This window comes from Acinetobacter sp. CIP 51.11 (genome assembly GCF_000369665.1).
GTDB lineage: Bacteria > Pseudomonadota > Gammaproteobacteria > Pseudomonadales > Moraxellaceae > Acinetobacter > Acinetobacter lwoffii_S.
Genome location: NZ_KB850129.1, coordinates 2041193 through 2054692 on the forward strand (window position 1 = coordinate 2041193; position 13500 = coordinate 2054692).

Consider the following 13500-nt stretch of genomic DNA (forward strand, 5'->3'; position numbering starts at 1 on the left):
AATACTGAACATATGATTTCAATAATTTATAATTTCCCTTAATAAGGAATCAAAACTCCCCACGCTCCTGTCTTTCCAGCATTAACTGTTTGAGTTGCATGCGTGGCAAAGTAAACCACAGTGCAATCAGAATCAAAGAGGCAACACAATAGGCCCAAATATCATAGGCTTCATATGCCATTCGTACTGCTTCAATCACTACAAAAAAGCTGAGCATCAGGATAATAGAAACCGTCGCGGCCACCGTGCCTTTGGACACTTCAGAAGACATCAGTGCAAAACGGTACAGTACCGAAAAACTTACACCCTCACCGAGACTGATACAGGTGGTACCGATAATCAGGCAATGGACAAAATACTCTGGAATCAATAAGCCCAGCATCAATAAACCGGCACCCAACAGCATCAGAGGCAGACCCAATAATACGGTTTTGCCCAGCGGCATTTTATCGATAATTTTCAGCAGAATCAGATTACCTGCAATCAGGCCGCCCAAGACTGGAAACTGCGCCAGACCATATTGCACACTGCTGAATCCAAATTGCTCGACCAGAATCACTGGTGACAAGGCAATCCATAACATCAAGGGCAAACTCACCAAAGGCAAGGCTACAGTCATGATCACAAAGCGTTTATTTTTTAGAACCTGTTTAAAGTCATCCAGAATATAGCTGACCGGCTGTCTGGGAATACTGACGTTCAGGTTTGGCATTTTAGCTTTCAGGCCGAACCAGCTCAGAAATGAAAGAAATGCGATACCGATAAAACCCCAATGCCAGGAGATATGATCAATCATAAAGGCACCCAGCACTGGTCCTAGCAAGGGTGCCAGCAAAGACACATTGGCCATCAGTGCCATGACTTTGATGGCATCACGTTCTTCAAAGCTTTCTTGAATGGCGGCATAACCTACAGCGGTAATAAAGGACAGACCAAAGCCTTGTAAAAAGCGCAGAAATAAGAAACTTTCGATATTGGGTGTCAATAAAATGGCCAAACAGCTGAGGGTAAAAAATGCCACACCGCCAAGCAGTACTGTTTTACGCCCGAGACGATCGGACAATGGCCCCAAGATCGCTGCAACAAATGCCCCACCCAACAGGAAAAAGGACATGGAGGATGGTGCCCATGAACTACTCACGCCAAAATCACGGGTAATCGCCAGCATGGCCGGCTGAATCAGGTCATTACAGATATAGACTGAGAATTCAAACAGGACCAGTGCCAGCGGGAACATAAGTGTGGCACGGGTCAGTTTTTGGGTGTGGATATTTTGCATGGGAGTTTTTATTGTCAGTCTGCCCAATGAAAGCAGACTAAACTTTATCTAAAATAGAAAGAGGAAATTTTAGCAGATTTACTTCTTCAGTTTCAGGATACTTGCTCTAACTCTATTTTGTTTTCAGTTTGAAAATTTACTTCAGGATTAGGATCAAATTTAAGCCATTTATTTTTCATCCAATACTCAACTTTATCTTTCCCTAAAATTACTAATAAATTATTAAGCAGTGAAAATTTAGCTGGCTTATCAAAATAATAGACTACAACTCTTACATTGCGATCAATATCATCATTTAAGCTAAATAGGTCAAGAATATAGTCTTTATCTGAATAATCTAATGAGTGCCCCCAAATACAGATATTCAAATTAAGTTTACTTTCATTTTCCATTAACTCCATTCTTCTAAGCATCTTTTCTTTTGAATTACCAAAAGAATCTTTTTCTAAATATTCAATTTTTTTCTTATGTACTTCAACATCTTTTTTAAATTTATCTAAAAATAAATAATTCGTATCTTTGAAAAGTTTTTGATGATATTTAGTAAATCCATATGCTTTTAATTTCTTCAAAGACTCATCTTCTAAATCAGAAATCCCTAAAACTATATTCTGATTTTTACCACAAAAGCCATGTAAATAGTCAACGACAACATTGCTATATAGTCTTTGAAATGTATTTGTATAGTTGAATGAATAAATTTGATCTGGATTTATCCAATCACTTGCATTAATCATAAAATCAACTTTAGGATCTGAATTATCCACAACTAATGTTAAATATAGATTAAATATTTCTATAAAGTTATCTAAAGATTTTTGCAAATTTTCTAAAATTATATGCTCATCAATTTTCTGATATCCATTTTTATAGGAATTAATTTCATCCTTGATATAAAACCTATAATCATCGAAATCATTACCAGTTTCATAAGGTTTCGTGAATTTTCTTCCATATTCATCCTCATTCTCACCATCTCCATAATAGCCTGATTTTAAAAGATTTAAAATTTCTAAAATTTTACAGTATTCAGCTTTTATAAAAATTTGACTTTTTTCACATTCTCCAGAATGATTAATATGGTCGGAGCAGTAACCAATCTCATCAATTTTTTCATTTATCTTATCTATGAATATACTTATAGCTCTCAACGCTTCATAAATTTTTTGTTCGAAATCGATCCATGTTTTTATCTCTTTCACATGATTCTTAAAATATTGATACCAAGAATTATTTTTTAATAGAAATTGGATTTCTACAATTTTTTCAAAGGATAACTTAATATTATCTGTCACGTAAATTTGCTTTGTTTTCGTAATAAAATTCCTATCTCGACACTGACTAAAAAGTTCATCAAAATTCATTTCATAAGTCTGAGGATTAATTGCTTTCTTCAATTGTAAAAATTTAACAATAAGGTCACCTACGTTTTCGAAATGACTTGTCACTAAATCATTAAGAGGCTTACCTAATTCTTTATTTTCAATAGCCTCCATGGCATCCATAAAATGGTCATACTTCGTCGGCAAATAATGCGACAAATCAAAACCATTCCCCACAATTAAAATATTCATTTTTATAGAACCCCAAAAGCAAAAAAGCGCATCATCTAGATACGCTTTTAACCAAAATCTGTTTAAAGATCAAACACTATTATGGACAGACTGCTTTCTGGAAAGTCTTGGTATTTGAACCTCGTGCACAACGATACAACTTCTCGGTATTTTGCAGCATCCAGCTACTATCTTCCCGTTTGAAATAATAAATGGTCTGTACTGAGCGTACCGAATCATCCATTAACCCTGTTTCAGTGACTTTGACCTGTCCAATCGTGGGCGACTCTACCTTGTCAAAGAACTGGCGCAACTCAACTGTTGCCAGTTCCTTACGCAAGTCCGGTCTTAATTGTAAAACCTGTTCCAAAGGCGTATCCGAAGATGACTGTACCTTTACAATGACCTGTTGAGCAGTTGCACAGCCTGAACCCAATATACCAAAAGCGAGAGTTGCGACTGCCAATATCCGGAACATATTACTTAACCCTTTATCGTCATTCTTATTCCAACCCATCATGCCAAGCTTCTTAATACAAAACCATTTAGACTCTGTAACTGTATTTACAGAGCAATAAAAAAGCGCACCTTTTCGATGCGCTTTTTTCAATTCCGACCGATTAAAGATCGAAAAGTTTACCCGGGTTCATAATGCCATTTGGATCAAATACTTTTTTCAGGGCTTTCATATATTCGATTTCTTCCGCCGAACGCGAATATTCAAGATATGGCTTCTTGGTCATGCCTACACCATGTTCCGCAGAAATTGAACCGTCATATTTTTTCACGGTATCAAAGACATACTTGTTCACCACCTGACATTTGGCAAAGAATTCATCTTTAGACAAATCAGCAGGTTTTAAGATATTTAAGTGCAAGTTACCGTCACCGATATGACCGAACCAGCAGATTTCAAAGTCTGGGTAATTCGTCGATACAATCGCATCAATTTCTTTAATGAATGCGGGAACGTGCGTGATCAGAACGGAAATGTCATTTTTGTATGGAATAAATGGCGCGATAGATTCAGAAATATCTTCACGTAAACGCCATAAACTTTCTACCTGATCCAGGCTTTGGCTCATTACGCCGTCCAGTACCCAACCTTGTTCCATGCAATGCTCGAAGATTTCCATCGCCTTGTCCATAATCGGCTCAAACGGCGCTTCAAACTCAAGCAATACATAGAATGGGCATTCAGTTTCAAATGGACGTTGCACGTGACCATGGGCCAAGACTTTCTGCATCGCCAGTTCACCAAAGAACTCAAATGCAGTCAGGTCAATTTTCGCCTGGAAGGCATGCAATAACGGCATGATCGCATCAAAGGCAGGTACACCCAGTACCATCACTTGCAGGTCTTGCGGTTGACGTTCAAGCTTGATTTCCGCTTCCGTCACCAGACCCAGCGTGCCTTCACCACCAATAAATAAATGTTGTAGCGCATAACCGGTTGCATTCTTGATCATACCTTTGTTCAGACGCAATACATCGCCCTTACCTGTGACAACCGTCAGACCAAGCACCCAGTTACGTGTCATGCCGTATTTAATCACTTTAATGCCGCCAGCATTGGTACCGATGTTACCGCCAATTTGCGATGAACCTGCAGACGCAAAGTCAACCGGATAATACATGCCCTGCTCTTCAGCATAGTTCTGTAACTGTTCAGTCACCACACCTGCCTGTACGCGCACCATACGGTCTGCCGGGAAGAATTCCAGAATCTGGTTCATCTTATCCATGCTGACCACGATCTCGCCATTGGCTGCGACTGCACCTGCAGAAAGACCGGTACGACCACCCGATGGAGTCACTGCAACGTTAAATTGGTTCGCCAATTTAACGATGTCTTGAACTTGCTCAGTGGACGATGGAAAAACGACGACTGACGGGTTTGGATCAAAGTGCTTCGTATGATCGCGACCCCAATTCTGGAGGCTGTCCGTATCGGTTTTAATACGGTTTTCACCCACAATTGCAGTCAATTGGGTCAATAACTCAGGGGTTAAAGCGACTGGAGCATTCATCGTTTACAGACCTAGCATGATTTAAACAAGAGAGACTTCGCTGGTTCATTTGCACATTTTTTACGCATAAAAACATGGATACAAATCAGGCGAAACATGATTATTAAAGCACCGGATCACGCTGCTTTAAAAGCATGGCGCAATATTATAAGCTATTTTTTAGCGTTTCCCTCGAAAAATGACAATTTTGATAATATACCTTTGAAAATGCAGATTTAAATCAAACACCATGATCATTATTATCAATATATCTTGCCAGAATAGCTGATGTGAGCGTCATCAAGGAAATGTATAAGTGCGCTTTTCCTGTGCTATTATACCGCGACTAAATTTGGCCTTTGTAGCGGAGCCGTAATGAGCCAACATCTATCTCTACCTAAAGATAAAATCCGTTTCTTGTTGTTAGAAGGCGTTCACCAGAATGCAATCGACACTCTAAATGCTGCTGGATATACCAACATCGATTATCGTAAAACTGCGCTTGAGGGTGAAGCGTTGAAAGAAGCGATCAAAGATGCTCACTTCATCGGTATTCGTTCCCGTACTCAATTGACTGAAGAAGTCTTTGAAGCTGCGAACAAACTGATTGCTGTCGGTTGTTTCTGTATCGGTACCAATCAGGTAAATCTGGACGCTGCAATGCGTCGCGGTATTCCAGTCTTTAACGCGCCTTACTCAAATACGCGTTCAGTGGCTGAACTTGTACTTGCTGAAGCAATTCTTCTTCTACGTCGTGTACCTGAAAAATCAGCAGACACACATACAGGCGGCTGGAACAAATCTGCAGTTGGTTCGTTCGAAACACGTGGTAAAACTTTAGGTATCGTAGGTTACGGTTCAATTGGTTCACAACTTTCTGTACTTGCTGAAAGCATGGGTATGAAAGTGATCTACTTCGATACAGTGACTAAATTGCCTTTAGGTAATGCACGTCAAGTCGGTAGCTTGGGCGAACTTTTGGCAAATGCCGATGTGGTTTCTCTACACGTTCCTGATGTTCCGTCTACACGTAACTTCATGACCAAAGATCAGTTCGCGCAAATGAAAGAAGGTTCGATCTTCATTAACGCGGCACGTGGTACCTGTGTCGTGATCGAAGATCTGGCAGATGCGATCAAATCTGGTCACATTGCTGGTGCTGCGGTAGATGTATTCCCGAAAGAACCTAAAGCGAACGGTGAAGAATTTGTTTCTCCACTGCGTAACCTGCCAAACGTGATCCTGACTCCGCACGTGGGTGGTTCGACCATGGAAGCGCAAGCGAACATCGGTCTGGAAGTCGCTGAGAAATTTGTAGCTTACTCTGACAAGGGTATGACGCTTTCTGCGGTGAACTTCCCAGAAATTGCATTGCCATTGACTGAAGGCAAACACCGTTTACTGCACATCCATCAAAATATTCCGGGCGTGTTGTCTAAAATCAACAACCTGTTTGCTGAACAAGGCATCAACATCTCTGGTCAGTCACTGATGACTAAAGGTGATGTCGGTTACCTAGTGATGGATGTAGATGCTGCTGCATCTCATGAAGCACTTGATATGCTTTCTAATGTTGAAGGTACAATCCGCGCACGCGTATTGTTCTAATTCAAGATTTCAAAAAAACCACAGCTCTCGGGCTGTGGTTTTTTGTTTTTAAGGTTTGTATTTTTAATACCTTTTTCAGCTTATGCTGCTCTTCCGCTATTCGAGAAATCGAAACCTATTTAGTCATGCTGAATTTTAAAATTGCACCAATGGTGCAAGCGCCGCTGATTCTGTTGATCGCCATGATCAGTATGCAAAGCAGTGGCTCCTTTGCCAAATATCTGTTCGGTCAGTTTCCCATCCTGACCGTTTCAGCCATGCGTCTGCTGTTAGGCGCTATGATTTTGGCACTGATTTTTAAAATTTGGCGAATCCATTTCAGACAGATCAAGTGGCCAGCCATTATCAGTTATGGCATTGCTCTGGCCGGCATGAACCTCTTGTTTTACCTGTCGATTGATCGCCTGCCGCTGGGAATTGCTGTCTCTTTTGAATTTATTGGCCCCTTAAGTGTTGCCCTGTTTTATGCGCGGCAAAAATTCGACTTTGTCTGGGTCGGTCTGGCGATTCTGGGCCTGGTTCTGCTATTCCCTTTTGATCAGGCTGCCCAGCCGCTTGACCCGATCGGGATTGCATTTGCCCTAGGTGCCGGTGCTTGCTGGGCCTTATATATCGTTGCCGGCCAAAGACCTTCAGGCGTTTCTGGCAATCATACTGTCTGCCTAGGCATGTTTGTCGGCATGCTGGTTTTGATGCCGATTGCGCTCTTTGCAGGCATGCCGGCACATACTTTTGAACCGATGAGTTTGCTGTATTTTATGGCTTTGGCAATACTGGCCAGTGCCCTGCCTTTCACTCTGGAAATGATCGCACTGCGTAATTTAAGCGCACTGAGTTTCGGTACCTTGATGAGTCTGGAACCCGCCATTGCAGCACTCTCGGGGCTGGTCTTTCTAGGCGAGACTTTATTGTGGACACAATGGCTGGCATTGGCCACGATTATCAGTGCTTCGATAGGCTGTACGGTGACGACCCAAAGACAGAAACCTTGAGTAAAAATAAAGGCGCTAGAGCGCCTTTATTTAAGATCACTTATTTTCAAATTTTAACGTGGTGTTGCGTCTTTAATCGCAGTATTTAATGCAGTCGCTGCTGTCACATTATAGCCATCACATCCAGAGGCAAGCTGATCATAATTGTATTCTGTCCATTTGATCATTAAAGAAGTTACACCTTCTTGTTTATTCAAGTCATCCAAGGCAGCCTGTCTTGATTGAGCAATATAGTCGTCGTGATCAATATGTTCCCCATGTTCCGAGAAATCAACTGAATAAATTCCGCCTTGATATTCGATCGCACCGAAATATTTGTAATATTGCATAGCATCGTCTTTATATTCTGCCTTTTTATATTTCAAGTTAGCCATCGTGCCATCTAGAATCGTTTTTGCCATTTCTTGGACAGACGCTTGTGCCTGCCATTCAGCAAGTGTGCTAAAGCCAGTTTTTACTTCCGGATCAAATTCAATATATTCTTCTTCAGGATGTTCAGCCAGAAGACGGAAACATTTAGATCCATTCGGGAATTTGCGGGCCTTCTGCAAATCGACGAAACTGGTTGCAAACTCATTATAGTACTTACGCTCAGCTGTCGTATTATCACTGTTAAAGAACACTCTGGTCGCAGGATCATCATACATTTTCACCACAGCAATATTAGTACGTTCAGTTAATGCTTTACCAGACAGGTCATACCATGCTATGTGTCGATGATTGCTAATATTGTTCTCTGGTATCGTCACAGGACGACTCTTAAATTGAGTCGTCGTATTTTCTAATATTTTTTCCAGCTTATAGCCTAATGCTGTACGGGTGCGATCTGCAGGGAACACCCCTTTTGTTGTGACATAAGTTGAGAAGATCATATCTTCTTCAAGAGCGTATTCAGTATCAACAGCGCTGTTATCATCCGCATATAATATGCCGTCAGTAATTTTATTTTTATGACTGGCTAATAGAAGTTTTTGCGATTCCATCTCTGATCCATCAATATTCGGTAAGTTGAATTGATAGTTATAGAATTCAGAAATGGTGTCTGATGCTCCATCACCCGGGGTTCCAGGATTGGTCGGTGCAGGTTGACTAGTGACTGGTTCATTATTATCAGAACTGTCGGAGCCACCACATGCTGCCAGCATGCAGCTAAAAATGGCGCAAGAGAGTATTCTTAATTTCATTATTATCTACCTTAATTATTTGATATTGTTATTTTAATGCTGTCCCGAAACACGGGACCTAAGATGTTTTCATTGTTATTTTAAAACTAACCCGAATCACGAGGTCTAAGATATTTTAATAAATATAAAAACAAGATCAATTTAAAAATTGATTAATTTGTAACCGCAATTACATAGAAGATTAACTTTTAATTTAAAATCTTTAGATATTTGATCCGGTTAAAACTTAACTTGATTGAATCAAAATTTAAGTTCGCCTCGGGAAAATATTTCCACCCCTACTCATTAAAAATTAACCGTTTTGCTATAATCCCGCTTTCTTCCATGTCCTGATTACACCTTTCTGGTGTAAGTAACTCCCATGCCAAACGCCCAACTCCTTGCTGTGTTGTACATGGTTTTATCCATGATGTCGTACCAGATCAGTGCATCCTTCGCCAAGCAACTTTTTCTGGTCCTTGACCCTATCACAGTGACCATTTTAAGACTCTGTTTTGCAGCGATCATTGTCGGCGTGATGTTTCGTTCCTGGAAAATCATTCAGCGTTTGCCTTTTTTGAAATGGCGGGATTTGCTCTGCTATAGCGCCGCTTTAGGGGTCATGAATATTTTATTCTATTTGTCCCTCGGAAAATTACCACAGGGAATTGCAGTTGGTCTGGAGTTTATTGGTCCTTTAGGTCTAGCCCTTATTTCGATTAAACATCGCAGTGACTATATTTGGGTATTGATGGCCATTTTAGGCATTGCTTTAATGGTGCCATGGGGACAAGCCAATAGCAGTAATTTCGACCTGTTAGGTGCCACCTGTGCTTTAGGTGCGGGTTTATGTTGGGCACTGTATATTTTCTTTGGCCAACGTGTGGTGCAGCAGAATATTGGCATGCATGCACTGACTATTGCGATCAGTATTTCAGCTCTGTGTTTGCTTCCAATTGGGCTCTACAACAACGCGCCCGCATTGATTGATACGCAACATTGGGGCAAGACGATTATCATTGCAGTGCTGGCCACAGCGATTCCCTATGCGCTGGACTTAAAAGCTTTGCAGCATTTAAACAAGACCAGCTATGGGACATTGTCCAGCCTGTCTCCCGCCTTGGCTGCACTGACCGGTTTTATGCTATTGGGGGAGAAAATTACACTTCTTCAGACCGTGGCACTGATCTGTATCATGCTGGCATCAGTCGGCGTGACTGTACGTGCCGCACGTCAAGGCTCGGCAGAGCGGAATGCCTAAAAGCCTTATTGGAATTTGAACAACTGATTAAATATTCTATCCATTCTGTGTTTTTACTTGCTTTGAAAGAAAAATATAGAAGGCATAAAAAAGATGGCACTACAGCCATCTTTTTTATTTATTCAACTTGAATTTAAAGCTTAGCTTTGTACTAGCATATCTTTTTTCATGTCTTTATAACGCTGGTATTCATTCTGGTACTGCACTGCCAAAGCGGTCTTCTGCTTTTCATCCAGAATTTTACCGGCCTGCTGGAAGAAACCATGTTCCTCTTCTTTTAAGTGATGATGCACCTTTTCGGAAAGTTTTTTGGCCATGGCAATCCAGCCCGGATTACTCAATTCAGTTGCGGTCAGTTCCTCGATCATTTCATCCATTTCATGATGTTCGGCCAAGGCATGGCGGGTAATATTCAGGCCTGAATCAGTCATCATCAAGGGAATATAAAAATAACGGTCTTCCGCAGCTTCATGCGCAAATAATTCATTTTTCAGTTGCTTGAACAGCTCACGGCGTTCTGGTGTATCCCCGGAAGTCTGTAATAGTTTTTCTGCAAGATCACGCTGAATCTCATGACTCTCTCTTAATGCTTCAAAAATAGTCGTCATTCCGATATTTCTCCGATTGTTTTATTTTTCATATCATTGATTCTAGAAGATTTTCAGAACAGGTTCAGACACAGTTTATACAGTGATTTGTTAAGAAATTTTAATATCGAGAATGATTTACATCGGGTTTAGATCTAAAAAAACATCTGGTATGCCATCCGGCAAATCAGCAGACTGACCAGAATCAGGAATAAAATCCGGATAAAACCACTGCCATATTTAAATGCCAAACGCACCCCGACCAAGGAACCACAAATATTGGCTACCGCCATCATTGTCCCGACCATAAACAGCACATTTCCACTAGGGATAAAAAAGCTTAAGGCGGCCAGGTTGGTGGTGAAATTGGCAATTTTCGACAAAGCCGACGCATGCAGGAAGTCGACGCTTAAATAGCGAATAAAAAAGAAAATAAAGAAACTGCCGGTGCCCGGACCAAAGATACCATCATAAAAGCCTATCGCCAGACTGCCCAAAGCGGCCAGAATCAGCATTTTCCGATTCAGTTTTTGTTCGGTATGCACTTGGCCAAACTGTTTTTTCATTAAGGTATAGATTGCGATCACGATCAACATGACCAGCACAAAAGGCTTAAGGATCTCGACTGGAATTAGCGTAACACTGGCTGCACCAATAAAAGAACTGACAAAACTGCATAGTGCAATCACGCCTAAGAGCAACCAGGGCAGTTTTACCTGACGCAGATAGGAAAATGCCGCAGAAGCGGTACCACAAATGGACGCGAGTTTATTGGTGCCAAAGACCGTAGCAGGCTGTAAATGCGGTAAACTCCCCATAATTGCCGGGATCTGGATCAGACCACCACCGCCCACGGCAGCATCAATCGCCCCTGCAAAAAATGCAAAGACAACCAGACTGATGATGATCTCAATTTCCATATATTGACTCGATTAGAGGTTCAGGACGCGTTTGGGTACCAGACGTTTTTTGTCGGTGATTTCTGCCAGCCCCAGACATTTCTCGCCATCAAAAACCAGTACCTGTTCAGCTGCTTCATGTTCGATATTGCTTTCCATGCCGCGGCTAAAATATTCTGCACGACCTTCGGGTACCTGCACTTTTGGAAAATGATCAACCGGTGCATAGGCCGGCAACAACAGTGCGTCACGCTCTGCTTCGCTCAGGCTTTCCAGATATTCAATGGTATAACTCGGAATCAAATCAAAATGACCGGTTTTGATGCGGTGCAGATAAGTCAGATGGCCATAAGTTCCCAGCACTTTGGCAATATCTTCACCCAATACCCGGATATAAGTGCCTTTAGAACAGGTAATATCCAGCGTGATACTGTTCTCCGTAAAGGATAAAAGCTCAATCGCTAAAATGATAATCGGACGTGCTTCACGTTCAATCTCGATACCTTTGCGCGCCAGTTCGTATAAAGGACGGCCTTCTTTTTTCAAGGCAGAATACATCGGCGGCACTTGCTGGATATCCCCGATAAACTGTGCCAATGTGTCCTGAATCAAGGCTTCCGAGAGTTCAGGAACTGCTTTTTCCAGAAGTACCTCGCCTTCCACATCACCCGTGGTGGTGCTATGTCCCAAAAACACGGTCGTCTGATAACGCTTGACCGAATCTAATAAATAATGCGAAAACTTGGTGGCCTCCCCCAAACATACGGGCAATAAACCGGATGCCAGCGGATCCAGCGCGCCGGTATGGCCGGCTTTTTGTGCACGGTACAACCAGCGGACTCTTTGCAATGCGGCATTAGAACTGATACCCAAAGGCTTATTGAGCAGGAAGACACCACTAAGATGACGACGCTGAATTTTAGGAGATGATGCTTTCATGGCAAAAAATCAGACATTTTATAAATTGGCGCCATGGTAAAACCCTGCGAGAGGATTTACAACTTTTCTATAGTCTCTAATGATTTTTATGGCATATTGAGCCGGTTTGAACAACTCAACGCTTTTAAAAAGCTTAAACCTCTAAAAATAATGAAATAACGAGAAAATAGGTGCATAGGATATGCAGAAATATAAAATATGGATCATTCTGGCGTTGCTGGTGCTGTGCATACTCACACTGATCTTATGGCTGTCTCCAAAAGAAAATACCCAGGCGGATACCGGAACAAAAACGCCTATAACTGAAACTCAGGCAGAGCAAACTGCATTCTTGGTCAATGGCCCTGCCAATGCAGCTTTCCCCAGTGCCAGTCAGCAAGATACCGAAATTAATTGTCAGATGCAGTTAGATGCCAGCAATCGTCTGATTGTGAATGAACAGACCCGCAACTGTTTTGAATATTTTATTACCCAGTTTGGTGAAAAAAATCTGCAGCAGATCCAGCAGGATTTTAAAGCCTATATTCGCCAGAATCATAAAGAACCGGTACTTTCGCAAATTCTGGATTTATGGGATCGTTATATCCAGTACCGTCAGGGTTTGGGCCAGCTCACTGTACCGGCAGGGCTGAATCAGGAAGATCCTGCCTATTATCGCAGTATCTATAACAGTACCCAGAATTTGCGCCAGCAGTACTTTTCCAAGTATGAGATTGAAGGCTTGTTCGGCACAGAAGATGCCTATCATGAATATACCCTGGACCGGATGAGCATACTGGCAGACAAAAGCTTAACGGAAACTGAAAAAGCCCAAAAGCTCAAAGCACTGTTTCAGCAACTCCCGCAGGACTGGCAGGAAAATCTGGAACAACTGAATAAACTGGAAGACCTGCGCAAACTCACCGCTGATATTAAAGCCCGTGGCGGTTCCAGCGATGAAATCCGGCAAATGCGGATTAATCTGGTCGGTGCTGAAGCGACACAGCGTCTGGAACAACTGGATGTGCAACGCAGCGACTGGAAAAACCGGGTGACTGGCTATTTAGATGAACGGGATCAGATTACCCAGTCCGGCATGTCCGATACTGCAAAGCAGCAAGCGATTGCCCAGCTTCGCAGCAAACATTTTAATACACCGCAAGAACAGCTGCGGGTAGAAACCTTTGAACAGGTTCATGATCAGGGAGCCAAGCTGCCCTTTGCTGACTAA

12 protein-coding genes are annotated in these 13500 nt (G+C 41.9%); 4 read left to right on the forward strand and 8 right to left on the reverse strand.

Features of this window, described 5'->3' with window-relative positions:
• Positions 1-49 precede the first annotated feature (49 nt).
• From F894_RS13510 to F894_RS13525, 4 genes are all read right to left on the reverse strand, one after another.
• The gene (locus F894_RS13510; protein ID WP_005248280.1) at positions 50-1279 is read right to left on the reverse strand and encodes a chloramphenicol efflux MFS transporter CraA; all 1230 of its coding nucleotides are present in this window, start codon (positions 1277-1279) and stop codon (positions 50-52) included.
• Positions 1280-1371: 92 nt separating this feature from the next.
• Complete coding sequence (locus F894_RS13515; protein WP_005248282.1) at positions 1372-2853, reverse strand: AbiH family protein; 1482 nt, start codon at positions 2851-2853, stop codon at positions 1372-1374.
• Between the two features lie 79 nt (positions 2854-2932).
• On the reverse strand, positions 2933-3310 hold the full coding sequence (locus tag F894_RS13520) for a hypothetical protein (RefSeq protein ID WP_034438523.1): 378 nt from the start codon (positions 3308-3310) through the stop codon (positions 2933-2935).
• A 142-nt stretch (positions 3311-3452) separates the two neighbouring features.
• Entirely contained in the window at positions 3453-4862 is a 1410-nt protein-coding gene (locus tag F894_RS13525; RefSeq protein WP_005248285.1) for an FAD-binding oxidoreductase, read from the reverse strand.
• Positions 4863-5216: 354 nt separating this feature from the next.
• On the opposite strand from F894_RS13525, the gene serA reads away from it, so the two are divergent.
• Entirely contained in the window at positions 5217-6449 is a 1233-nt protein-coding gene (serA, locus tag F894_RS13530; RefSeq protein ID WP_005108551.1) for a phosphoglycerate dehydrogenase, read from the forward strand.
• Positions 6450-6574: 125 nt separating this feature from the next.
• A complete protein-coding gene (locus tag F894_RS13535; RefSeq protein ID WP_005248289.1) occupies positions 6575-7441 on the forward strand; it encodes an EamA family transporter in 867 nt (288 codons plus the stop codon).
• Between the two features lie 53 nt (positions 7442-7494).
• Here the strand turns inward: F894_RS13535 and F894_RS13540 are convergent, their stop codons facing one another.
• The gene (locus F894_RS13540; RefSeq protein ID WP_005248290.1) at positions 7495-8625 is read right to left on the reverse strand and encodes a hypothetical protein; all 1131 of its coding nucleotides are present in this window, start codon (positions 8623-8625) and stop codon (positions 7495-7497) included.
• Between the two features lie 361 nt (positions 8626-8986).
• Between F894_RS13540 and F894_RS13545 the strand changes: the two genes are divergently transcribed.
• A complete protein-coding gene (locus F894_RS13545) occupies positions 8987-9865 on the forward strand; it encodes an EamA family transporter (protein WP_005248293.1) in 879 nt (292 codons plus the stop codon).
• 140 nt (positions 9866-10005) lie between these two features.
• Here F894_RS13545 and F894_RS13550 read toward each other — a convergent pair whose 3' ends face one another.
• From F894_RS13550 to truB, 3 genes are all read right to left on the reverse strand, one after another.
• Positions 10006-10473: a hemerythrin domain-containing protein gene (locus F894_RS13550; protein WP_005248295.1), complete on the reverse strand. Its 468-nt coding sequence runs from the start codon at positions 10471-10473 to the stop codon at positions 10006-10008.
• 134 nt (positions 10474-10607) lie between these two features.
• The gene (locus F894_RS13555) at positions 10608-11372 is read right to left on the reverse strand and encodes a sulfite exporter TauE/SafE family protein (protein ID WP_005248297.1); all 765 of its coding nucleotides are present in this window, start codon (positions 11370-11372) and stop codon (positions 10608-10610) included.
• A 12-nt stretch (positions 11373-11384) separates the two neighbouring features.
• Positions 11385-12290, reverse strand: coding sequence for a tRNA pseudouridine(55) synthase TruB (gene truB / locus F894_RS13560; protein WP_005248300.1), 906 nt, complete (start codon positions 12288-12290; stop codon positions 11385-11387).
• Between the two features lie 181 nt (positions 12291-12471).
• Between truB and F894_RS13565 the strand changes: the two genes are divergently transcribed.
• The gene (locus F894_RS13565) at positions 12472-13500 is read left to right on the forward strand and encodes a lipase secretion chaperone (protein ID WP_005248302.1); all 1029 of its coding nucleotides are present in this window, start codon (positions 12472-12474) and stop codon (positions 13498-13500) included.

Coding starts and splice junctions, on each gene's coding strand:
- F894_RS13515 (WP_005248282.1), bottom strand. CDS start 2,853: ATGAATATTTTAATTGTGGGGAATGGTTTTGATTTGTCGCATTATTTG.
- F894_RS13535 (WP_005248289.1), top strand. CDS start 6,575: ATGCTGAATTTTAAAATTGCACCAATGGTGCAAGCGCCGCTGATTCTG.
- F894_RS13540 (WP_005248290.1), bottom strand. CDS start 8,625: ATGAAATTAAGAATACTCTCTTGCGCCATTTTTAGCTGCATGCTGGCA.
- F894_RS13520 (WP_034438523.1), bottom strand. CDS start 3,310: ATGTTCCGGATATTGGCAGTCGCAACTCTCGCTTTTGGTATATTGGGT.
- serA (WP_005108551.1), top strand. CDS start 5,217: ATGAGCCAACATCTATCTCTACCTAAAGATAAAATCCGTTTCTTGTTG.
- F894_RS13545 (WP_005248293.1), top strand. CDS start 8,987: ATGCCAAACGCCCAACTCCTTGCTGTGTTGTACATGGTTTTATCCATG.
- F894_RS13525 (WP_005248285.1), bottom strand. CDS start 4,862: ATGAATGCTCCAGTCGCTTTAACCCCTGAGTTATTGACCCAATTGACT.
- F894_RS13555 (WP_005248297.1), bottom strand. CDS start 11,372: ATGGAAATTGAGATCATCATCAGTCTGGTTGTCTTTGCATTTTTTGCA.
- truB (WP_005248300.1), bottom strand. CDS start 12,290: ATGAAAGCATCATCTCCTAAAATTCAGCGTCGTCATCTTAGTGGTGTC.
- F894_RS13510 (WP_005248280.1), bottom strand. CDS start 1,279: ATGCAAAATATCCACACCCAAAAACTGACCCGTGCCACACTTATGTTC.
- F894_RS13550 (WP_005248295.1), bottom strand. CDS start 10,473: ATGACGACTATTTTTGAAGCATTAAGAGAGAGTCATGAGATTCAGCGT.
- F894_RS13565 (WP_005248302.1), top strand. CDS start 12,472: ATGCAGAAATATAAAATATGGATCATTCTGGCGTTGCTGGTGCTGTGC.